Below are 20,909 nucleotides of genomic sequence, written 5' to 3' on the forward strand. Positions count from 1 at the left end.
GCTAGAAACCCATACGAAAATAAAGCAGGGGCTGTCCTCAGGTCATTTTCGACCATTTTGAACAGCCCCTTCGAATGAGTAAACAGTTATTTATCTGACTTACCCTCAAGCGCAGCCTTCAGCTTATCAGCTAGACTATTGGAAAGCGCTGTGTTATCGCTATACTGCTCGATTAGCTTCTGACTCTGTTTGCGGCCTGCTTTCCCGCCCAGGCTCTGCTTGTCTCCTAGCATTTCGATTACATTGCAGGGCTTGCACTGCGCGAACTTCCCAGCTTTTCCATCTCTAATTTCCATTTTCTTGTGACATTGCGGGCAGCGCTTATTAGACAGCATCGGCTCAGCTGCGCGGCGATAGCCGCATTCGCGATCTGAGCACACAAGCGACTTGCCGCGTTTTCCCTTAATCTCGAGCAAAGGCTTCTCACACTCCGGACAACGGGAATGCGTCAAATTATGCGGCTTGTATTCCTTCGTCTCTGCAATAACCTCAGAGACCCATTTAGAGGCTTGCTCGCGAACATTCGTCATGAATGCTGCTGGATCGCCCTTCCCTTTGGCAATCCGCTCCAGTTCCTGCTCCCATCGCGCGGTTAGCTCCGGACTTCTCAGCTCGTTCACAACAAGCTCGTACAGCTGCTTGCCTTTGCCAGTAGGCATCAGCTTGTTTTGCGTTCGGGCAATGGTATCCGTTCCCAGCAGCTTTTCTATAATATCTGCCCTGGTCGCAGGCGTTCCCAGACCGTGCTTTTCCATGCGAGTAAGCAACGTTGCTTCGGTGTATCGCGAAGGCGGCAGAGTCCTAAGCTCACGGACTCTGCTTTGCTTGATAGGCAGTGCCTGTCCTAGCGTGAGTGGGGGAAGCAGCTGCGCCGGCTGCCGGTCAGCTTTGCTTTGTCCCGAATCCTGGCTATCGTCATCCTCTTCCTCATCTAGAGGTGCAGAAAAGGAATCAGCCTGATAGATTTCCTTCCAGCCCTTGTCCTTCTCGATCTTCCCCTTCGCGTAAAGACGATCCTTTCCAAGAGCAAGCACAACACTTGTCTCATCATAACGATAAGGACCATAAAATAAAGCAATGAACCGTTTTGCAATAAGATCGTACAGCTTTCTTTCTTCGTTGCTAAGAGCGGCCAAATTGACAAATTGCTCTGTAGGAATAATAGCATGGTGGTCGGTTACTTTACTGTCATCGACAATCCGCTTCGTGACGTTAAGCTGACCTCTGAGCAGCCTGCGGGCAAGCTGCGCATAGGGACCGACAGCGATGCTCTCCAGTCGAGCCTTCAGTGTCGATACCATATCACTGGACAAATAACGTGAGTCCGTACGCGGATACGTAACCAGCTTATGCTGCTCATAAAGCTTCTGAAGAATGTTCGACGTCTGCTTCGCCGAGAAGCCAAACCTCTTATTCGCATCCCGCTGCAGCTCGGTCAAATCGTAGGCTTGCGGATGAGGCTCCGTCTTCTCGACTGTCCGAAGCTTATCCACCTTAACCGACCCCTTCTGGATACGGCTAACCGCAGCCTCCGCGTCTGCAAAATTCCAAACCCGTCCGTCATGACCCTCCTGCTCTTTCCACAGCGCTGAGAATGTACCGAAGTCCGCCGTCACATTCCAGTAAGGCTGAGACTGAAAAGACTCTATTTCCTGCTCGCGCTCTATCAGCATCGACAGCGTCGGCGTCTGAACGCGGCCCGCAGCCAGCTGCGCGTTGTATTTAGTTGTGAGCGCTCTAGTCACATTGAGGCCTATCAACCAATCCGCTTCCGCACGACAAACCGCTGACGCATATAAATGGTTATAATCCTTGCCAGGCTTCAAATGATTGAAGCCATCCTTGATGGCTTTATCCGTCTGCGATGAAATCCACAGCCGCTTGAACGGCTTGCGCCAATGGACAAGCTCCATGATCCAGCGCGCTACCAGCTCGCCCTCGCGTCCTGCATCCGTTGCAATGATAAGCTCGTTAATATCCTGCCGCTTGCATAGCTGGGCCACTGATCGGAACTGCTGCGAGGTTTCCTTCATAACCTTTAAATTCATTTTTTTCGGAAGCAGAGGCAGATCCTCCAGATTCCATATTTTATACTTAGGATCGTATTCCTCGGGCTCCGCTAATGTAACAAGATGGCCCAGCGCCCAGGTTACAACATACCTTGGGCCTTCCATATATCCTTTATGCTTCTGTCCACAGCCGAGTACCCGGGCAATTTCCTTCGCCACGCTCGGCTTCTCTGCCAGTACCAGCGATTTCATTGGTTTATTCGCTCCATTTCATTGAATACGGGTTTCCATACCTATGTTAAATAATTAATAGTCCTTTAGCAATCTATTCCTGCTTATTGTATCCATTTGGATACCATAATCCCGATATGATATAGTAATTCCAGCTTGATTGCTATTAGATTATGATTCAAGGAGCGTTGAGAAATGAAGCCACGTTTTATTGCTATTCTCTTTGTTATTTTATTCGTATACAGCGGTATTTCCTTCTATATTGGCTGGAACGGCTGGCTGTTTCTTTCTACCCTGCTGGACTGGAGCAATGCAGGCCTATATTCAGCAGCCGTGGCCATTATCACCTATGCCTATATCATAGGGCGTGCAGCCTACCGTGCACCATTCAAACCGCTGGCGGAAGTACTTAAGCTAGTCGGTTCCTATTGGTTTGCTATTTTGGAATATGCGGTGCTCATCCTTCCTCTCGCTAATATTACAGCACTGCTATTGAAAGCGGCGGGCGCGCAGGAGTCCGTTTATATCGTAGGTGTCGGCAGTGCTGCCTTGTTGATCATGGCCTTCCTCCTGCTTCGGGGTAGCTGGAATGCCTGGAGCCCCGTCGTCAGAAAATACGAGGTGCAGGTTCCTAAACAAGCTGGAAAACTGAACAAGCTGCGGATCGCGATGGCCTCCGATCTTCATTTAGGCAATATCGTTGGCAATCGGCATTTAGAACGACTTATCGATAAGGTGCAGCAGATCAAGCCGGATTTAATCCTACTGCCAGGTGACATATTGGATGATGATATTGAGCCTTTTCTCCGCAAAAATATGTCAGCCGTGCTCGGTAAGTTGAAGGCTCCGCTCGGCGTTTACGCGGTGACCGGTAATCATGAATATATCGGCCGAAAGGTTCCCGAATTCATCTCGGCCATGAATGCCATTGGTATTCGCGTCCTTATGGACGAAGCCGCGCTCATTAATGACAGCTTCTATGTCGTCGGACGAAAGGATAAAGCCTCCGGGGGCTTTGCCAATGACAAGAGATTGCCGATCGATGAGCTTATTGCTCCGCTCGACAAATCGCGTCCGCTCATTATGCTCGATCACCAGCCATCGGATATTGCGAAAGCCGCCGAGAACGGTATCGACATTTCTGTATCCGGCCATACGCACCGGGGACAAATGCTGCCAAACCATCTCATTACGAGAAGGATCTTCGAGCTCGATTGGGGATATTTGAAAAAAGGCGGGCTGCATGCCATCGTTTCCTCCGGCTTTGGCACATGGGGGCCTCCCATTCGGATCGGCAGTCGTTCGGAAGTCGTTCAAATCGAGGTAGAGTTCGTGAAAGCTTAGGTGTTTCTTTTCATTGCATCACGTCGTTGTTAAATAGGGTCTTATTTATCCAATTGCCCGCAATCGAGCCATTGGATAAATAAGACCCTTTAATACATAATCCTGCCACTATTTATTTGAAAGCCTTCCATTGCAGCAGCTCCGCCATGATACGCTCTCGCCCGTTAGGCGCCCAGCTCATTCCAATCCAATTGGGAATAATGAGCGTATGCTGCCTTTGAACGGCTTGAATGGCTTTCCAAGCGCTACCGCTGGTACAGACGATACTGCTTCGGTGTAATGCCAGTAAGTCTCTTGAATACTTTTGTAAAATGACTCTGATCGTAAAAGTTAAGCCGCGTGTAGATGTCTGTCAGCGTCAAGCTTGAATCGGACAACAGCTTCTTCGCCTCCTCTACCTTCTCCTGCGTAATATAGGCTTGTAGCGGTATGCCGACTTCTTTCTTGAACAGCTGCGACAAATAATTCGAATGCAGCCCAGCACGTTCCGCCAGCTGCTCAACCGAGATCCCCTCGTAAATATGGTCAAAAATATAGCTGCGGCACTGCGCAACCGCCTTCGAATAGTTGCCCGCCAGATTCTGCTTTACCCGCTCTGCGAATGCATACATCGTTTCAGTTCGATAACGGCTCACACTTTCAATATCGTGCAGCTCCTCCAGGTGCTGAATGTATAGATCGCTCATCGTATAGGCAATTTCGGAGTGAAGACCGCCTTCAATCGCCGCTCGCGTCGCAAGCGTTATCCCGGCAATTGCCAAATTTTTCTGGCTTCGCAAATGGCTGCTTTTGGACAATATGCCCAGCTTTTCTGTTTCAAGAGCCGACAACTCCAGGAGCTTCTCCGGCCGCCCCTCCTTGATGCCCTCAAGGAGTCTTTTCTCAGCCTCACTGTCATGATGAAGCATCGTTGTTTCACGCCGTGCGGACAAGCTGCGGTCCAGATGGCGCTCAAAGCTTTCGTGATCCTCACGCAGATAACCTTCGTTCTGCTTGAGCAGGTCAACTGCCTCCAGTTCCGTGCCATAAACCATATAATTCAAAAGCACAGCGGCATGCAGCAAATGAAGTCCTCCAATAATAGGAAGCGAAGCAAAATAGGAACGAAGTGTCACCTTCGCGTGTCCCCGAATATGAAAATCATTCATTAAGCCCGTAGCGGCTTTATCTGAAATACTATTGTAGGCGGAGGGCCCGAATAAAATATATCCTTGATTTCGATCCTTCCGCTGAATGTTTAAGATGACATAGTTCTCCAGCTTATTAAGGCTCCTTACTAATGGTTTAGTCGTGGCTGCAGCCCCCGCATCCAACTGCTTCATTAACAAGTTTACGGTCGGATAGAGCGGATGGACTGTCAGCTCCGGGGGACCCGCCTCGAAAATAACAATCCTATCGTTATTTATGTATCGAGCCGGAATTTGAAAATTATTATACATAAGCTTACATATAAAAACGATTTGCTGCTCCAACGTTAATGGTTCCATCGCACGCCCCTCTTTCGGCCACTTTTTCCACATTAGGGAACGAAATAATAATACTATTTTTCTTTAAAATGTACCATAATTTCCACACTCTTTCGATTAAAATAGATCTACACAATAAAATGAAAGCGCTGTAAATAGAGCGGAAGGAGCAAATATAATGACAAGAGATTTGAAGCAAATCATAGCTGAATTAACACTGGAAGAAAAAGCAGGGTTATGCTCAGGACTTAATTTTTGGCATACCAAGGGTGTAGAACGATTAGGCATTCCATCAGTCATGGTAACGGACGGCCCGCACGGCCTTCGCAAGCAAAGCGGCAGCAGCGATCATCTCGGCCTGCTCGACAGTGTTCCGGCTACGTGCTTCCCTTCGGCGGCAGGGCTTGCTTGCTCCTGGGACGTGGAGCTGGTGGGCCAAGTAGGCGTGGCGCTCGGCGAGGAATGTCAGGCGGAGGACGTTGCCGTCCTGCTCGGCCCTGGCGCGAATATTAAACGCTCACCGCTGTGCGGCAGAAACTTCGAATACTTCTCAGAGGATCCTTACTTGTCCTCCGAGATGGCAGCTTCTCATATTAACGGTGTGCAAAGCCAGGGCATCGGCACATCTCTTAAGCATTTTGCTGTCAACAATCAGGAGCATCGCCGGATGACGACGAACGCGGTTGTGGATGAGCGCACACTTCGTGAAATATATTTGGCCAGCTTTGAGGGTGCCGTCATCAAGGCGCAGCCTTGGACGGTAATGTCCGCTTACAATCAAGTGAATGGTGCTTACGCTTCTGAGAATACACGCTTGCTGACGGAAATATTAAAGAAGGAATGGGGTCATGAAGGATTTGTCGTTTCCGACTGGGGCGCTGTTAACGAGCGGGTGGCAGGCTTAGCGGCAGGACTAGAGCTTGAGATGCCATCCAGCAATGGTGCAGGCGACCGCAAAATCGTCGAGGCCGTTCGCAGTGGAGCCCTGTCAGAGGATACGCTAAACAACGCGGTTGAACGGATTTTGACGGTTGTGTTCAAAGCTGTCGACAATAAAAAGGAAAATGCGGTATACGATGCAGAAGCCCATCACCAATTGGCCGCGAGGGTCGCTGTGGAAAGCATGGTGCTGCTAAAGAACGAGGACGCCATTCTCCCGCTTCAGAAAAGCGGTTCGATTGCTGTTATCGGTGCTTTTGCCAATAAGCCTCGTTACCAAGGTGGAGGAAGCTCGCATATTAAACCGACTAGGCTTGATCACACCTATGCCGAAATTACTCGCGCAGCCGGCCCTGGAGCAAAGGTTGCTTACGCTCAAGGCTACAAGCTCGAAAATGACGATATAGATGAAGCGCTGCTGCAGGAAGCGAAAGCTCATGCCGCTGAAGCCGATGTTGCCGTGTTGTTCATCGGATTGCCGGATCGCTACGAGTCAGAGGGCTATGACCGCCAGCACCTGAACATTCCGGACAATCAACGTGCGTTGATCGATGCGGTTGCCGAAGTTCAAAGCAATGTGGTCATTGTGCTCAGCAACGGCGCACCGATCGTCATGCCTTGGCTCGATAAAGCAAAAGCGGTGCTTGAAGGCTATTTAGGCGGGCAAGCGGTCGGCGGAGCGATCGCGGCGCTGTTGTTCGGCGATGCAAACCCTTCAGGCAAGCTGGCGGAAACATTCCCGCTGAAGCTTAGCGACAACCCTTCCTTTTTGAATTTTCCGGGTGAAGGCGACAAGGTTGAATACAAGGAAGGCGTGTTCGTTGGCTACCGCTACTACGATACGAAGGAAATCGAGCCTCTATTCCCTTTTGGCTACGGACTTAGCTATACGAGCTTCGCTTACAGCAACTTGACGGTAAGCCGTACGGAGCTGACGGATCAAGACACGGTAACGGTTAGCGTCGATGTAACGAATACAGGCTCGCGGGCTGGTAAAGAAATCGTGCAGCTGTACGTGAAGGACGTGGTCAGCTCCGTCATCCGTCCCTCCAAGGAACTGAAGGGCTTTGCCAAGCTTGAGCTTCAGCCCGGCGAAACAAAAACAGCGACCTTCGAGCTTGGCAAAAGAGCCTTCGCTTATTACAACGTCGATTTGCAGGATTGGCATGTAGAGACCGGCCTGTTCGAAATTTTGGTGGGCGCCTCCTCGAGGGATATTGCCGCCAGCGCTGCAGTCAACGTTCTGTCTACCGTTACGGTTCGTCATCCAGTCACTTTGAATACGACGTTTGGCGATCTGCTGAGCGATCCACAGCGGGCGGAAATCGCTAACGAGATGCTGCAGCAATTTGCCGGAGGCGGCGGTCTGATGGACTCCTTAAGCGAGGATGCTCCTGAGATGATGTCAGCCATGCTCAATTATATGCCGCTTCGCGCCCTTGCCATGTTCAGTCAAGGCGCGGTCTCAGAAGAGATGCTCATGGGATTGATCGAGCGCATGAATGCGGTCGACGAGGCATAACCGAAAAACTGGCGATTTCAGTTGAGTTATGTTCAACATAGTAGAAATGAAAGAAGCTATCCTCAGCTAAATGGCATGAAGGATAGCTTCTTTATTTATTCTCTTTAAGCTCTCTCAATTGATAAGTTTAATCCAGCGTTTCATTTGTTGTAATACTGTTTTATAACATAGTAACAATGAGACCGAGGAGTGATAGCCATGGATGATAAACAAATCTATTATGTATCTGTATCCGGCAAGAGAGTCGAGCCCACAGCTTCCATGAATGATCAGCTAACGGTGAATGGAACGACAGAGGAAATCGACAAGCTGCAGCTGCTGCTCGAAACCATTCAGAAGGATGATGAGAGAACCCAATTTCGGGCGCCCATTCCTTACAAGTCCGCCGATCATGATCAGGCAACTGAACAGTTTAACGAGGATATTCTGAAGGTCTATCGCGCCATTTACGAGCTAGGTACGGCGGAGACGAAGGAGCATATCCAACAAATGAATATTTTGAACAAGCTGCAGAATACCGATTATAATTATCCGGGCTATGAGCGTTAAAAGGATAAAAAAACAGCGCCTGCGTATTCGAAAACTGCGACCGCTCGCGGTTACCGTTCCGAATTGCGCAGCGGCGCTGTTTTTTCTCTGTCATCATTCGAAATATGATGGCCTTTTACTCTGGTAGCGGGTCTCCAGCTTATCCATCTCGGCGGTAACCTCGTGCAGCCACCCCCTATCGCAGGTCATGCTGGCCAGCAAACCCAGATTATACTGCCTCGCCAGATTCTGAGCGTATTGGGCATTCAGCTTCAAACAGCTTTCCAGCTCAAAGCATTCCTGCCCCGATAACGATCTACTCTGCTGCAGTAGCCACAGCTCCGCCAACCGCCAATGAATGTGCATCATGCTAATCAGCCCAATCATCATTGTCTTTGTTACCATTCTGTCCCTATTATGAGGGAGATAGTCATTTCTGTTAATAAGCAGACAGCATTCACTTTCCTGTGTTTTATTGGAACAAAGCTAGCCTTTTGCATTGGCAATTGTAACATCTTTTAAAAGAGAATTCATTCGCTCCCCGCTGTTAATTGTAAATATTTAACATGCCCAATCCACTTCGCCCATAACGGCATACACTGCTTTAGCCTACTAACTAAGGAGTGAATTTAAATGTCATTTTTATTCCCTCAAGGACCACAAGGTATGCCTGGAGCTGGAATGCCTGGACCAGGATTTCCGGGAATGCAGGGTATGCCTGGACCTGGAATGTCTGGACCAGGATTTCCGGGAATGCAAGGTATGCCTGGACCTGGAATGTCTGGACCAGGATTTCCGGGAATGCAAGGTATGCCTGGACCTGGAATGTCTGGACCAGGATTTCCGGGAATGCAAGGTATGCCTGGACCTGGAATGTCTGGACCAGGATTTCCGGGAATGCAAGGTATGCCTGGACCTGGAATGTCTGGACCAGGATTTCCGGGAATGCTGGGCATGCCTGGACCGGGATTTCCCGGCATGTTAGGATCACAAGATCCTCAGGGATTTCAGGCTCCTACAGCTCCTCCGCCGCAATTCATCCCCCAGCAGCCAATGGCATCACCGTTTGCCGTTGACCCGGGAGCCATTGCCCGCTGTTTATTCCGAAATACTTATATTTGGCTCAACAACGGACAAAACTTCTGGTATTTCCCTGTTTTTGTCGGACGCAATTCAGTTGCCGGATTTAGATGGAATGGACGATTTTGGATGTATACCGGTTTTGATTTAAGACAAATCAGCACCTTTACCTGCTTTTAGGCTTCAAAAGGAATGGCGATGCAGCCTGGGCCGCATCGCCATTCCTTTTTTCTTATTCCATCATCAACCTGCCCGATAGTTCGATTCGATTCATTCAAAAGAATGGCTTGTTCCCTATAATCTAGAGCTCTGCTTCTGAACAAAATGACTTGAGACCTCTCGATCCGCTTCATGGTGAGCGCTTTTTTGTTCGGTTTCATTCGTCTTGAACATAAAAGTGATCTCGGCTGCAAAAAATACGATTACAAAGGCCATGACAAGCAGCACTTTGATAGTTGTCGCTTTATTTCTCTTCAAAAATTCATTATTTTCAGTCTTATTTATCCATGTTTTTTTGTCTTCTTTGCCTGCCGTAACAGCAGTATGGCCGCAAACGCATTTTACGGGCGAATGGAACTTATAGCCTTGCGGGGAAACGTTGTAGCTGCCAATTTGAACCGTATGCTTCCTGCCGCATGACGTACATCCTACCTCGATAAAGTGTCTATAATCATGAATAAATTTCATTAGTTGTTATCCCCCGGGATGTTTGATTAATAGTCTTGAAGCAAAATAGACAACAAAAAAACCTTCCGAAATGCGTACGTTCCTCATGCGCATTTCGGAAGATATCCTTAATCATACGTTATTAACACTCGCCGGCAGCAGCAGGCTTACCTGCATCAGCAGCCGTACGGAACGAGCTGCCGCAACCGCATGTAGCAGATGCGTTCGGATTATCAATGGTGAATCCGCCACCCATTGCCGACTCTTTGAAGTCGATAACAAGACCATTCAAATATTTAATGCTATCTTCGTCGACAACAACCTTTAATCCCTGCATTTCCAGCGCTTTGTCTCCGTCATGCTGCTCATCATCGAAGCCCATTCCATAGGAGAAGCCGCTGCAGCCGCCTTCTTTCACGCCAATACGTAGAAACAAATCAGGCGTTTCTTCTTGCTCAAGCATTTCTTTTATTTTGTCAGATGCAAGCTCACTGATTGTGATCATGCTACATCCCTCCATTTGCAAGTCTAATCGTTTAGTTCATCCATAAGAGTTCACTTACTTATCTGTAGTATACTCCTTTTTGTTCACTTCCTCAAGAGTAAGCAGCCAGGTAAAAGTTATCCCTCTTGGCTTGGCAATTGCCGGTTCGCTATGAAAATACTTTTCTTATTGCCCCTGCTTCACGGGAGGTTTATAATAGTTACAGCTTCTTAATCGGAAAAGCAAGTTATTTTTTTCACAAACTAACTATTACAGGAGGCCCGCCATGAACGTCGTTATACCGACAGAGGATAAACAAATGCAGCACATTATTGAAAAAGTGCGTCATGGCCAGCGTTTAACGCTGGAAGATGGTGTTTTCTTATATCAATCGAATGATCTGCTTACGATTGGTCAATTGGCCAATGAGGTAGCGCTGCGCAAAAACGGCAAAAAGGTTTATTTTATCGAGAACATGAGCCTTTATTTCACGAATGTATGCGAGGCGCACTGTGCGTTCTGCAACTTCCGAAAGGATGAAGGAGAGGAAGGCTCTTATACGCTTAGCGGCCAGCAAATGATCGAGTATGTTGAGCAGCATTTTCACCCGGGCGTTCGAGAATTCCATATTGTCGGCGGTCATAATCCAAATGTCCCTTTTCAATACTATGTCGATTCCCTTAAAGCGTTGAAGGAGCGTTTCCCAGAGGTCACGCTAAAAGCTTATACCGCTGCGGAAATCGACTTTTTCTCGCGGATCAGCGGTCTTTCCTATAAGGAAGTGCTGCAGGAGCTTATAAAAGCAGGACTGCAATCGCTGACGGGCGGCGGTGCCGAAATATTATCTGATCATTACCGCAAAAAAATGCGCGTTGACAAAGCCGATGTTACCCAGTATTTGCAGGTTCACCGGACAGCGCACGAGCTGGGATTAAAAACGCATACGACAATGCTGTACGGCTCAATCGAAACGAAGGAAGAACGAATTAATCATATGATTCATATTCGCGAGCTTCAAGATGAAACGAACGGCTTCCTCGTATTTATTCCGCTGTCGATGCAGCCGATTAACCCGAGAGCCGGCATTCGCCGCCGCAACTCCGCCTTTGAGGATCTGAAGACGATCGCGATCAGCCGATTAATGCTTGATAACTTCCAGCACATCAAAGCATATTTCATTAATATCGGCGTTCAGCTGACGCAGGTCGCCTTGACGATGGGCGCTTCCGATGCGCACGGTACGATCGTGAAGGAAAAAATCAGCCACGCGGCAGGCGCACTCACGCCAGAAGGCATTACACGCGAGGACCTGATCTGGTTGATTAAGGGTGCGGGACGCATCCCAGTAGAACGTGATACCTTTTACAACGAAATCAAAGTTTACGAATGAGTAATCTGATCGACGGAAGCACATGATAAAATCATCATCTAGAATTTTGGAGTGGGAAATGATATGAAAAACCTTGTTATTTTGGGCGGCGGCTATGGCGGTTTAGCCATCGCGAATGAGCTGCTGGAGAAGCAGCTGCCGCATAACGTTACGATTACTCTTATAGATAGAATGCCTTTTCAAGGCTTAAAAACGGAATATTATGCATTAGCGGCAGGAACGGTATCCGATTTGGAGCTGCGGGTTAAATTTCCGGTTGACCCTAGAATTTCTCTCGCCTACGGCGAAGTCACGGATATCGATATGGAGCTTAAACTCGTACATTTGGAAAGTCTTGATCCCATTTCCTACGATTGGCTCGTGATCGGACTTGGCTGCACCGACAAATACCACGGCATTGAAGGTGCTGAGCAGTTCTCCACAAGTATTCAAACTTTCTCATCGGCAAGAAGAACCTATGCGATGCTAAACGATGTAAAGCCATACGGACAGGTTACGATCGTTGGTGGAGGGCTTAGCGGCGTAGAGGTTGCTGCTGAGCTGCGCGAGAGCCGACCTGATCTGAATATTCGTATTTTGGACAGGGGACCAAAGATATTGTCTGCTTTTCCAGGCAAGCTTCAAGCCTTTGTTGCGGAATGGTTTCAGGAGCATCAAGTTGAGATGCGCGGTCATATTGCATTGTCGAGGCTTGAAGGAGGCATTTTGCATGATGCGAACACCTCCACTCCAATTTATACGGATGCCACCGTATGGACGGCAGGCATTCAGCCTGTATCGCTAGTCCAACAGTTGAACCTGCCGAAGGATAATCAAGGCAGATTAATTATCAATGAGTATCATCAGCTGCCAGACTACAACGACGTATTCGTCGTCGGCGATTGTGCCGCGCTGCCATTGTCTCCAAGCGGCCAAGCAGCTGGAGCGCAGGGCAAGCAAATCGCCGAGGTGCTTCAAGCGATTTGGAATGACAAAACCCCTCGGCTCGGTAAAATCAAGCTGAAGGGCGTCCTCGGCTCACTTGGGAAGAAGAGCGGTTTTGGTCTTATGGGCGGCACGCCAATCATGGGACGCGTTCCGCGCCTCATCAAAAGCGGTGTGCTCTGGCGCTCGAAGCGCCATTTAGGGTAATTGATTTACAGATCGTCCAGCAGCTTATTGAGCGCCTCGCGGTCGGCTTTCTGCTGCTCGATTGCTTTCAAAATGTTATCATGCAGCTCATCCGATGTTTCGGCCGATACGATCGCACCGTCCACGAGCGCGAACGGATTTAAGTAGCATTCGCCGCAATTGCCAAGACAGCCGTATTCGGTAACTTCGTACTCATCATCTTGTTCAAATATTTTCATGATTCGATCCGTGCCGTGATGCATATTACTGGCACAAAATTCGATCATTGGTTTAAACATCATGTCTCACCTTACTTTTCTTAGTTACTAACCATTTTCATTTCATGCGCTTTGTACTATAATAGAGGAGAAAGGAGATGAATGCAATGAGTGAACAACAAACACAAGACACGATGTACGATGAAGTATTAGACGTATTAGATAAGCTTCGTCCGTTTTTGCAACGCGACGGTGGCGACGTAGAATTGGTTGATGTAGAGGATGGCATCGTCAAGCTGCGCCTGATGGGTGCATGCGGCAGCTGCCCAAGCTCGACGATTACGCTTAAAGCGGGTATCGAACGCGCTCTTCTTGAAGAGGTTGAGGGCGTAGTCGAAGTCGTTCAAGTATTCTAATATAATTGAACTAACAGATCCCATCTTTAGGTTAGTATGACAAAGAGTCTTATCGGAGAGCATGGAGCACAGCTCCAGCGCTGTCAGATAAGACTCTTATTTTATGATTTCGTGTCTAGAACATTCCTTTAATGTTAGCTCGAATCGGATCGAAGCCGCCAGTGACGTCAATGACATTGCCAGTCAAGAAATTCGACTTCTTCTCACATAGAAATAGAATGACTCTGGCAACATCCTCGCCGGTTCCTGGACGTCCCAGAGGGGATTCCGAATCATATTCATTCTCCGCCTCGTCAATCGAACGCTCCTTGTTGACACCGCGAATATCGCCTGGTCCGATCAAATTCACTGTAATGCCATGCGGCGCTTCTTCAACTGCTAATGATTTGGTGAAGGATACGAGTCCCGTCTTAGCTGCTGCGTAAACCGCCCGATGCGGCCATGCCCTCGCTTCATTCGCATGCCCAAAGCCGAAGTGTATGATTCGTCCCCATTTGCGGTCACGCATTCCGGGAAGTAGTCGATGATCAAGCAGCATGACGCTAAGCAGATTGCCATGCAGCAAGCGGACAATCGTCTCCTCGTCATATTCGCTGAATAGTGTCCGCTTGCGCACGAATGGACCGGCATTGTTCACCAAAATATCAACGCCGCCAGCCCAGCTTTCCGCAGCGTCAGCCAGCTTGTGTGCGCCTTCTGTCGTCGAGATATCTGCTTGCACGGTAATGGCCTGCATGCCCAGCTGTTCGATTTGCTGCTTCACCTGATGCGCTTCCAGCTCGCTCTCGAAATAATTAATAACGATGTTGCAGCCCTGCTCTGCCAGCTGAAGCGCGGTCCGCTTTCCAAGTCCTTTGGCACTTCCTGTCACTAATGCCGTTTTTCCCTTGAGCTCCACAAGATTTCCCCCCCACGGGATTATGGTTGCTGCTTTCGCATTAATTGGCATGCGTATTGGAACGTTAGCAATAAAGACTCCATCACAAAATATAAGCCTTGTGACAAATCAGCAGATTGCTCCGTAATATTTTCCAATTGAATCTCTTGCCCATACATACGGTTGCTTTGGATCAAATCATCCTGCATTTCCGAATTCATATAATGAATCTCTGTATTTCTTCGTTTACGCAGCCTGGCCGTTGGCTCCTTATATTTTTCCTTCACCTGATTCAGCTTCCACGTTAGCTCAGGATGCGCCTTCTTTTCCCGCATGTTGCGCAAAACCGTAAAGTAGGAGAAATGGGGCTTAATCCGTTCCGTACGCATAGCAAGAAGCTCATTAAGCAGTGTGCCAAGCTTATCCAGTAAGGAAAAAACACGGATAAAACCGTTTTTATCGAAATAGATATATCGATTATAATTGATTTTCTCCTCATCTGTCATTTGTTTCACCGAGGAGGATGTAATTTTTTGCTGAAATCTTAAGGCCGCAAAGTGGCTTTGCTCAAGCTCATCCAAAGACGCGTGCAAGCCGAGCGTCCATATTTCGTATTTGCGGAGCTTAAGCCCATTGTCGTCTCCGGCCTTAATTCGCTGTGAAACCATCGAAGCAAATTGCTCCATTAAACGGAGCGTCTCTGCCAGTGTTCCTTCTGCTTCTCTTTGAGGCTCATCAAACAGAAAACGCAGCATAATTGAACAGACTCCTTCACCTGAAATTATCATGGCTTGTTCCGAGCAAATTCGTCACAATAATGAAATAGCTGCCTTCACATTCGTGAAAAGCAGCGCAGTTCCTTACTTCTCGATGAAGCGTCGATAGATCTCAGTCAGCTCAAAATACGGATCGACAAACGCTTCGATTAATTGTTACGTGAACTTCCTTCCCTAAGCCGCCATGAACGAATTAACATATCCATTAATATTCCGAATAAACCGGTAACGATTAAATTATGAATTAAATTCGTAAAAATGAATACATCTGGATTTGTAATCGTCACAGTCAGCAGGGCACCGCTAAATATTTGTGTAACGACGAGTCCCAGCGTCCACGCTGACGCCTTCGTTAATCCTGCTCCGCCACTGCTTACCTTGCGGATGTGGATATATAGAGCGGCAAGGGAAACTGCCAACAATAGAGCGGCTACGCGGTGTATAAATACAGCCCCTGAAGCACCGCTTAGCTCAGGGATGACCTCTCCATTGCATAATGGCCAGCCCATGCAGCCCCCCCCGGATTCCGTATGTCGGATGAAGGCTCCTAAATAAACAACGACGTAGCAATAAATAGAAACAAGAAGTACCCTTGGAAAAATAGAGCGAGGCACTTGGAATACGGCCTGCGGTCCATTTTTAACTCGAAAGGTCCAAATGACCAGCAGCAGCGTGAAGGCAAAGGCAATCAACGAAATACCGAAGTGAATCGCCATAACAGGCGGTGACTGCGGCCATTTGACGGCTGCGGCCCCCATCAGCGCTTGTATGATCGTGAAGAGCAGCGAGCCCCCCGCATAAAAGAGCGGCTCCTTAAAAAAAGGACGATTTCTTCTGAACTTCATGATGACCATAATGAAAATGGCCAAAACAAGCAGCCCTTCAATACCGCTTACAAGCCGGTGCATATATTCAATCATCGACTCCAGTGTATAAGCGGGTATAAATTTCCCATGGCACAGCGGCCAATCATCACCGCAGCCACGGCCTGAATCGGTATTTGTCACAAGTGCCCCGCCTAATAGTACAACAAGCATTCCGATGCACGCAGCAATCGCTAACGCGCGAAAACGGCCGGTTACCATAATAAAATCACCTATTTTCAAAATATATAATAAATAACGTCTTAATTAGGAACAGTTCAATTATAGCCATAAAAAACAGCAAAAGCCATGTTGAAAATGTGACACTTCCAACGAAACTCACTTCTAAAAAAGGAAAGCCCGCGCTTTAGGGAAAGGAATTCATCCCATTATGCGCGGACTAACATTCAACTATTGGTTAAGCGTATCGCTTACTTGTATCGCTCTTTCCACAAACTGCTCAATTTCCTCGCGTGTCTTCCGAAGCTTGCTGACGAATCTTACCAGCTCCTGACTGCCGCGGAAAGCAATAAAGCTGGGAATGCCCAGTATATTCAGCTCTGAGCACAGGTCAGGCAGATCATCGCGGTCAAGCTCAACGAATGTTACGCGGCCTTCGTATTGGCGCTCTAGATCAGGCATGAATGGATTAATAAAATGACAATCCGGGCACCAGGTTGTTTTGAATACGGCAATCGTCAATTCATCATTGGCGACCACTTCACGGAATTCTGCTTCAGTCGTTAATTTTCTCATGATGCACCCCTATATGTTCATTTCTACAGCTTAGACTTCCCGTTCGAATGTAAATACTTTCTCATCTATGTAGATCGTTGTCCAGTAAATTTTTGCACCAAGCGCTTTTGCAACATCTCGTGCCGAAACATACGTCGTACCCTCAATTGCCGTAGCAGGGAATGACCACTTGACCGACTTGCCATTAATAACGGCTGTATCGCTGCCAATCTTCACATTAATCGTTGTATTCGTCGCTTCGTCAAACACCTTGAGGTTTTTTGTCTTCGCATCGTATGCAATCTCTGCGCCTAATTGATCAACTGTGTCACGAAGTGGAATAATCGTTATATTTGCAGCTGTAATAATGGCTGGATTGTAATCATCATAAGGATACCAATTAATCGTTTGCTTTCCAATATGAAGCTTGTTTTTCAACAAATCATAAATGACGGACTTCTCGTCAAGCTGCTTTAAAATCTGGTAGCCCTGCATCATCGCCAGGTCCTCAGCAGGAATAGCTGTATCTGAAGCGACTGGAGCATCTGCTTTCACTTCCCCATTCACGTTCCATGCTTCACCCGACAATTTAATACTGAGCCCCTTAAATGGAAGCATACCGAGCTCTGACGCCTCGCCTGGCATGTAGGACAGCTCATAAACCTGCTTACGGATATCAAGCTTACTGTCGACATAGACGTCGGCGGTTATCACAAGCTCCTCGCTGAATATCTCCTGCATCGTCTCCTGCTCTTCTTCCTCAAGCAACTTAAGCTCTGCCTGCAAATCAGTCAGCAGAACAGCAATTTCGTCCGTAGTCGCCTTCAGCGTTTCTTCAGGAGTAGGAGCATCAAGACCACCCTCCTCAAAAGGAGTCATGAATCCTGCCGCTTCCAAAATTTCCGGGTTGCTTGCAAGAACTTCAAAAACGCCTGCAATCATTTTGTCCATACCCGCGCGATCCGCAACGAGCGCATCGACATATTTTTTCACCCATGCCCAAATTTCCGGACCATTCATCGCCAAATGAACATGCATCAAGGACGTTACTTGCCCATTGATGGTTTCGTTTGCAGGCTTTACTTCGATGCCTTCCGGATTAGGCATATTATGAATGATATAATCGGCAATCGTATCAACGAATTGATGACCGAGCGCTGTCAGCGAAGCATTATCCAGCGCTGGAGCAGTTGCCTCTGCTTCTTGAGCTGCATCCGCCGGCATACCCGAGAAGCCAAGCAGAGCCTCGCTCGTCAGATCAAGCACGATTGGCTGCTTCGCGCCATCAAGCTCCAGAACAGCTAGCGTATTAGACATTTTCAAGTTAAAAGCAATGGTCGCTTCATCACCAAAAATTAAATTGCCGTCCAACGACATGTGCTCAGTATCCTGAAGCTTCACGTTGTTTAGCTCCAGCTTGATGCTGGACACCAGCTTCATCAGCGCCAGATCATTCTCCGGCAAGCCGACAAACGCTTTCTCATCAAGCATCAGCTTGAGCTCAACCGTTTGCTTGCTTTCGCTTGACGTTACTTTAAGCGCATTTTTTAACACCGTGTTGAAATTAACACTTCCAATCGATTGACAGCCCGCGACAAATACAAGCGTCAACGTCAGCAAGAGCGCAATCAACTTGCTCAATCTACCGAATTTCCTCATCTTGAAGACCTCTCCCTTATAATTAAAATAATAACCTAACTGCTATGAAAAACTATTCTAAATTGTACAGGAGACTCTATCACTTGTAAATGTATGGAAATACACTAGTTTTGTCGAAAGGGAACAAGAAGAGGACGCTCTCCAGCCTGCTGGATGCATCCTCTTCTTCTTGTATCTATGAATCCTGTTATACTGCTTTCCGGTAAAAAGGCTTCAATATAAGCGTCATCAGCTTGCGAAGCGGTCCCGGAAAGGAACGAGCGTCCTCCGGCGTTATGACGCGAAGCGCGGCTAACAAAATAATATAAAGCCCTCCGATAACCAGCGCAGCTGCACCGCCCGATGCCAAGTAAGAAAGCTTATTCGCCCAAGATGCCGACAAGGCGAGCATGCTGTATTCAGCGCCCCATCCAGCCAGCGCCGCTACTGCAATTGCGGCCATATAGGGAACCCAGCGACGTCCAAGCACATTCAGCTTCACGTTCTGATTGATCTTCCTTACATTTAGCACAGTGATAACAATAAAGCATATAGATGAAGCGATAATAAGTCCATATACACCAAGCCATGGCGATAACACGATACTAAACAGCACCTTCAGCCCAAAGCCAATAAATGTGTGTATCATCGGTAAATTAGGTTTACCAAGTCCGAACAAAATCGAATTGGTTGTCATCATCGTTATTTGAAAGATCGTGCCCGCAGTAAGCAGGGCTACCACTCCGCTGCCGCTTGGACTGGAAAACAGCAAGCCCGTTACGGAATAAGCCGCAACGGTTAGCATCAAGGCAATGGGAACTCCAGTAAAGCAGACGATTCTCATGACGAGAGACGCTTGCCGCTGCACTTCATCCAATTTGTTCAGCGAAAAAGCCGATGAAATAACGGGTATCATCGAAGCGCCGAGCGCAATGGCTAGAATCGGGGGAATACCCGCAAGCGCCATTGCCTTTGTTCCGTAGCTTGTCAGTACTTGTGTAGCTGTTTCCTCGTTGTAGAACGATTGTGTTAGCCTCATGAAAAATGTTTGATCAAAGAAATATACAAAATTAACAGTCATCGCCGTCACAACCGCAGGAATCGACATGCTGAATATTTCCCGGTAAATAGAGCGAAACGGAAGCGGCGCTTCTGTTGACGCTTCCGCCTTCCTTCCAGCGTGAGAACTTAAACGCTCCGCTTGATCATGCTTCTTCAGCTTTCTTGCAAACCAGAGCATAACCGCCATAGCGCCTATGCTGCCGAATACGCTGCCTAACGCGACAGCCGCGGCGCCCCATTCGTCTCCCCAGCCTAAGCCGAGCACGATAAGCGCCAGGCCGATTCCACCGATAACCCGTAATATCTGCTCAACGATTTGCGAAATGCCGCCCGCGGACATGAATTGCCTGCCCTGAAAATAACCACGCATCATCGCGATGATGGGAAACAGCAGCAGCGCAGGAGCAATGGCTTGAAGGGATAGGACCGAAGAAGGCACCTTCGAGATTCGCGCATAGAGCGGCGCTAAGCCGAACATCGCGACGGCAAGCACAAGACCGGCAACCGTACCGAATATTAATGCTGCCTTATAAATACGTTTCGCTTCATCGGGTCTGCCAAGTGCATAGCGCTGCGATATCATTTTGTTAATGGAAATCGGAATGCCGCCTGTAGCTATCGTAAGCAGGAGCAAGTAGGCTTGATTCGCCGCATTAAAGGCAGCCTGCCCCTCCGCGCTTAGTATATAATCGAGTGGAATACGCTGAAAGAGCCCGAGAAAGCGGGCTGTCAGCGCTGCTGCCGCCAGGATCAGCGTACCTTTAATTAAGGAGTCTTTTTTCAGCATAATAATTCAGTCAAGTCTCCCTATTCCTTATTCGCAATTGGCTCTAACGGCTGGTGGTTGCCGCGAACCGGCACAGCAGCACCTGAAGGGGCAGCCCAGCGTACGCCGTTCTGAATGACCTGCAATACCTGCGGATTGTAGTAAGTCGGGTACGTTTCATGTCCTGGACGGAAGTAGAAAATTTTGCCCTGGCCGCGGCTGAACGTACAGCCGCTGCGGAATACTTCGCCGCCCTCGAACCAGCTGACAAAAATGAGCTCGTCTGGTGTCGGAATGTCGAAATGCTCCCCATACATCTCCTCATGTTCCAGCGTAATATATTCAGGCAGGCCCGCTGCGATGGGATGCGCTGGATTCACAACCCAAATACGCTCCTTCTCGCCAGCCTCACGCCATTTCAAGTCGCAGCCTGTGCCCATAAGCTTTTTGAAAATTTTCGAGAAGTGACCAGAGTGAAGCACAATCAAGCCCATACCGTTCCACACGCGCTGTTGAACGCGTTCCACGATTGCATCATCCACTTTGTCATGACCCATGTGGCCCCACCAAATAAGAACATCAGTATTCGCAAGACGCTCCTCAGTCAAGCCATGCTCCGGCTCCTCCAGCGTAGCTGTTGCAACCTCAATATCTTTGCCAACGATTCCTTTCGCTATCGCATAATGGATCCCATCCGGGTAAACCGCTTTAACCTCGTCATGAAGCTTCTCGTGCAAAAACTCGTTCCAAACCGTTACTTTAATCATCTGATATCCACCTTTTTATAAT

General features: G+C 48.2%; 21 protein-coding genes. 7 read left to right on the forward strand and 14 right to left on the reverse strand.

What is annotated here, in order from left to right:
- Nucleotides 1-86 precede the first annotated feature (86 nt).
- Nucleotides 87-2,261, reverse strand: coding sequence for a DNA topoisomerase III (locus ACO9K6_RS04665; protein ID WP_424766380.1), 2,175 nt, complete (start codon nucleotides 2,259-2,261; stop codon nucleotides 87-89).
- A gap of 174 nt (nucleotides 2,262-2,435) precedes the next feature.
- Here ACO9K6_RS04665 and ACO9K6_RS04670 point away from each other — a divergent pair, with 174 nt between their 5' ends.
- Nucleotides 2,436-3,584 carry a metallophosphoesterase gene (locus ACO9K6_RS04670; RefSeq protein WP_424766381.1) on the forward strand — a complete coding sequence of 383 codons (1,149 nt, stop codon included), beginning with the start codon at nucleotides 2,436-2,438 and terminating at the stop codon, nucleotides 3,582-3,584.
- Between the two features lie 245 nt (nucleotides 3,585-3,829).
- Here ACO9K6_RS04670 and ACO9K6_RS04675 read toward each other — a convergent pair whose 3' ends face one another.
- On the reverse strand, nucleotides 3,830-5,071 hold the full coding sequence (locus tag ACO9K6_RS04675) for a helix-turn-helix domain-containing protein (protein WP_424766382.1): 1,242 nt from the start codon (nucleotides 5,069-5,071) through the stop codon (nucleotides 3,830-3,832).
- 157 nt (nucleotides 5,072-5,228) lie between these two features.
- Between ACO9K6_RS04675 and ACO9K6_RS04680 the strand changes: the two genes are divergently transcribed.
- Nucleotides 5,229-7,511 carry a glycoside hydrolase family 3 C-terminal domain-containing protein gene (locus tag ACO9K6_RS04680; protein ID WP_424766383.1) on the forward strand — a complete coding sequence of 761 codons (2,283 nt, stop codon included), beginning with the start codon at nucleotides 5,229-5,231 and terminating at the stop codon, nucleotides 7,509-7,511.
- Between the two features lie 198 nt (nucleotides 7,512-7,709).
- A complete protein-coding gene (locus ACO9K6_RS04685) occupies nucleotides 7,710-8,060 on the forward strand; it encodes a hypothetical protein (protein WP_424766384.1) in 351 nt (116 codons plus the stop codon).
- 93 nt (nucleotides 8,061-8,153) lie between these two features.
- Here ACO9K6_RS04685 and ACO9K6_RS04690 read toward each other — a convergent pair whose 3' ends face one another.
- Together ACO9K6_RS04690 and ACO9K6_RS04695 are read right to left on the reverse strand one after the other, a co-directional pair.
- Nucleotides 8,154-8,444: a DUF7667 family protein gene (locus ACO9K6_RS04690; RefSeq protein WP_424766385.1), complete on the reverse strand. Its 291-nt coding sequence runs from the start codon at nucleotides 8,442-8,444 to the stop codon at nucleotides 8,154-8,156.
- A gap of 211 nt (nucleotides 8,445-8,655) precedes the next feature.
- Complete coding sequence (locus tag ACO9K6_RS04695) at nucleotides 8,656-9,030, reverse strand: hypothetical protein (RefSeq protein WP_424766505.1); 375 nt, start codon at nucleotides 9,028-9,030, stop codon at nucleotides 8,656-8,658.
- Here ACO9K6_RS04695 and ACO9K6_RS04700 point away from each other — a divergent pair.
- A complete protein-coding gene (locus ACO9K6_RS04700; RefSeq protein WP_424766499.1) occupies nucleotides 8,913-9,299 on the forward strand; it encodes a collagen-like protein in 387 nt (128 codons plus the stop codon). The genes ACO9K6_RS04695 and ACO9K6_RS04700 overlap by 118 nt on opposite strands.
- 114 nt (nucleotides 9,300-9,413) lie before the next feature.
- Here ACO9K6_RS04700 and ACO9K6_RS04705 read toward each other — a convergent pair whose 3' ends face one another.
- Nucleotides 9,414-9,806 (reverse strand): hypothetical protein, encoded by a 393-nt coding sequence (locus ACO9K6_RS04705; RefSeq protein WP_424766386.1) that lies wholly within the window; start codon nucleotides 9,804-9,806, stop codon nucleotides 9,414-9,416.
- A gap of 121 nt (nucleotides 9,807-9,927) precedes the next feature.
- Entirely contained in the window at nucleotides 9,928-10,290 is a 363-nt protein-coding gene (gene erpA / locus ACO9K6_RS04710) for an iron-sulfur cluster insertion protein ErpA (RefSeq protein WP_424766387.1), read from the reverse strand.
- A 265-nt stretch (nucleotides 10,291-10,555) separates the two neighbouring features.
- Between erpA and mqnE the strand changes: the two genes are divergently transcribed.
- Together mqnE and ACO9K6_RS04720 are read left to right on the forward strand one after the other, a co-directional pair.
- Complete coding sequence (gene mqnE / locus ACO9K6_RS04715; RefSeq protein WP_424766388.1) at nucleotides 10,556-11,659, forward strand: aminofutalosine synthase MqnE; 1,104 nt, start codon at nucleotides 10,556-10,558, stop codon at nucleotides 11,657-11,659.
- A 63-nt stretch (nucleotides 11,660-11,722) separates the two neighbouring features.
- Nucleotides 11,723-12,790 carry an NAD(P)/FAD-dependent oxidoreductase gene (locus ACO9K6_RS04720; protein WP_424766389.1) on the forward strand — a complete coding sequence of 356 codons (1,068 nt, stop codon included), beginning with the start codon at nucleotides 11,723-11,725 and terminating at the stop codon, nucleotides 12,788-12,790.
- A gap of 5 nt (nucleotides 12,791-12,795) precedes the next feature.
- Here ACO9K6_RS04720 and ACO9K6_RS04725 read toward each other — a convergent pair whose 3' ends face one another.
- The gene (locus ACO9K6_RS04725; protein ID WP_424766390.1) at nucleotides 12,796-13,068 is read right to left on the reverse strand and encodes a YuzB family protein; all 273 of its coding nucleotides are present in this window, start codon (nucleotides 13,066-13,068) and stop codon (nucleotides 12,796-12,798) included.
- An 86-nt stretch (nucleotides 13,069-13,154) separates the two neighbouring features.
- Between ACO9K6_RS04725 and ACO9K6_RS04730 the strand changes: the two genes are divergently transcribed.
- On the forward strand, nucleotides 13,155-13,403 hold the full coding sequence (locus ACO9K6_RS04730) for a NifU family protein (protein ID WP_424766391.1): 249 nt from the start codon (nucleotides 13,155-13,157) through the stop codon (nucleotides 13,401-13,403).
- Between the two features lie 115 nt (nucleotides 13,404-13,518).
- Here the strand turns inward: ACO9K6_RS04730 and ACO9K6_RS04735 are convergent, their stop codons facing one another.
- The 7 genes from ACO9K6_RS04735 to ACO9K6_RS04765 form a co-directional block, all read right to left on the reverse strand.
- On the reverse strand, nucleotides 13,519-14,352 hold the full coding sequence (locus ACO9K6_RS04735; protein WP_424766392.1) for an SDR family oxidoreductase: 834 nt from the start codon (nucleotides 14,350-14,352) through the stop codon (nucleotides 13,519-13,521).
- The gene (locus tag ACO9K6_RS04740; RefSeq protein WP_424766393.1) at nucleotides 14,322-15,035 is read right to left on the reverse strand and encodes a Cthe_2314 family HEPN domain-containing protein; all 714 of its coding nucleotides are present in this window, start codon (nucleotides 15,033-15,035) and stop codon (nucleotides 14,322-14,324) included. Before ACO9K6_RS04740 ends, ACO9K6_RS04735 begins: the two co-directional genes overlap by 31 nt.
- Nucleotides 15,036-15,205: 170 nt before the next feature.
- Nucleotides 15,206-16,141, reverse strand: coding sequence for a COX15/CtaA family protein (locus ACO9K6_RS04745; protein ID WP_424766394.1), 936 nt, complete (start codon nucleotides 16,139-16,141; stop codon nucleotides 15,206-15,208).
- A gap of 189 nt (nucleotides 16,142-16,330) precedes the next feature.
- Nucleotides 16,331-16,675 (reverse strand): thioredoxin family protein, encoded by a 345-nt coding sequence (locus ACO9K6_RS04750; protein WP_424766395.1) that lies wholly within the window; start codon nucleotides 16,673-16,675, stop codon nucleotides 16,331-16,333.
- Nucleotides 16,676-16,705: 30 nt separating this feature from the next.
- Nucleotides 16,706-18,313: a copper amine oxidase N-terminal domain-containing protein gene (locus ACO9K6_RS04755; protein WP_424766396.1), complete on the reverse strand. Its 1,608-nt coding sequence runs from the start codon at nucleotides 18,311-18,313 to the stop codon at nucleotides 16,706-16,708.
- A 187-nt stretch (nucleotides 18,314-18,500) separates the two neighbouring features.
- Nucleotides 18,501-20,141 (reverse strand): putative polysaccharide biosynthesis protein, encoded by a 1,641-nt coding sequence (locus tag ACO9K6_RS04760; protein ID WP_424766397.1) that lies wholly within the window; start codon nucleotides 20,139-20,141, stop codon nucleotides 18,501-18,503.
- Between the two features lie 20 nt (nucleotides 20,142-20,161).
- Nucleotides 20,162-20,887, reverse strand: coding sequence for a ThuA domain-containing protein (locus tag ACO9K6_RS04765; protein ID WP_424766398.1), 726 nt, complete (start codon nucleotides 20,885-20,887; stop codon nucleotides 20,162-20,164).
- Between the last annotated feature and the right edge of the window lie 22 nt (nucleotides 20,888-20,909).

Source organism: Paenibacillus praedii, assembly GCF_049725345.1.
In the GTDB taxonomy this organism is placed as follows: Bacteria; Bacillota; Bacilli; order Paenibacillales; family Paenibacillaceae; genus Pristimantibacillus.

Coding starts and splice junctions, on each gene's coding strand:
- ACO9K6_RS04745 (WP_424766394.1), bottom strand. CDS start 16,141: ATGGTAACCGGCCGTTTTCGCGCGTTAGCGATTGCTGCGTGCATCGGA.
- ACO9K6_RS04750 (WP_424766395.1), bottom strand. CDS start 16,675: ATGAGAAAATTAACGACTGAAGCAGAATTCCGTGAAGTGGTCGCCAAT.
- ACO9K6_RS04740 (WP_424766393.1), bottom strand. CDS start 15,035: ATGCTGCGTTTTCTGTTTGATGAGCCTCAAAGAGAAGCAGAAGGAACA.
- ACO9K6_RS04765 (WP_424766398.1), bottom strand. CDS start 20,887: ATGATTAAAGTAACGGTTTGGAACGAGTTTTTGCACGAGAAGCTTCAT.
- ACO9K6_RS04700 (WP_424766499.1), top strand. CDS start 8,913: ATGTCTGGACCAGGATTTCCGGGAATGCAAGGTATGCCTGGACCTGGA.
- ACO9K6_RS04735 (WP_424766392.1), bottom strand. CDS start 14,352: ATGCCAATTAATGCGAAAGCAGCAACCATAATCCCGTGGGGGGGAAAT.
- ACO9K6_RS04690 (WP_424766385.1), bottom strand. CDS start 8,444: ATGGTAACAAAGACAATGATGATTGGGCTGATTAGCATGATGCACATT.
- erpA (WP_424766387.1), bottom strand. CDS start 10,290: ATGATCACAATCAGTGAGCTTGCATCTGACAAAATAAAAGAAATGCTT.
- mqnE (WP_424766388.1), top strand. CDS start 10,556: ATGAACGTCGTTATACCGACAGAGGATAAACAAATGCAGCACATTATT.
- ACO9K6_RS04685 (WP_424766384.1), top strand. CDS start 7,710: ATGGATGATAAACAAATCTATTATGTATCTGTATCCGGCAAGAGAGTC.
- ACO9K6_RS04705 (WP_424766386.1), bottom strand. CDS start 9,806: ATGAAATTTATTCATGATTATAGACACTTTATCGAGGTAGGATGTACG.
- ACO9K6_RS04670 (WP_424766381.1), top strand. CDS start 2,436: ATGAAGCCACGTTTTATTGCTATTCTCTTTGTTATTTTATTCGTATAC.
- ACO9K6_RS04680 (WP_424766383.1), top strand. CDS start 5,229: ATGACAAGAGATTTGAAGCAAATCATAGCTGAATTAACACTGGAAGAA.
- ACO9K6_RS04725 (WP_424766390.1), bottom strand. CDS start 13,068: ATGTTTAAACCAATGATCGAATTTTGTGCCAGTAATATGCATCACGGC.
- ACO9K6_RS04755 (WP_424766396.1), bottom strand. CDS start 18,313: ATGAGGAAATTCGGTAGATTGAGCAAGTTGATTGCGCTCTTGCTGACG.
- ACO9K6_RS04730 (WP_424766391.1), top strand. CDS start 13,155: ATGAGTGAACAACAAACACAAGACACGATGTACGATGAAGTATTAGAC.
- ACO9K6_RS04665 (WP_424766380.1), bottom strand. CDS start 2,261: ATGAAATCGCTGGTACTGGCAGAGAAGCCGAGCGTGGCGAAGGAAATT.
- ACO9K6_RS04675 (WP_424766382.1), bottom strand. CDS start 5,071: ATGGAACCATTAACGTTGGAGCAGCAAATCGTTTTTATATGTAAGCTT.
- ACO9K6_RS04720 (WP_424766389.1), top strand. CDS start 11,723: ATGAAAAACCTTGTTATTTTGGGCGGCGGCTATGGCGGTTTAGCCATC.
- ACO9K6_RS04760 (WP_424766397.1), bottom strand. CDS start 20,141: ATGCTGAAAAAAGACTCCTTAATTAAAGGTACGCTGATCCTGGCGGCA.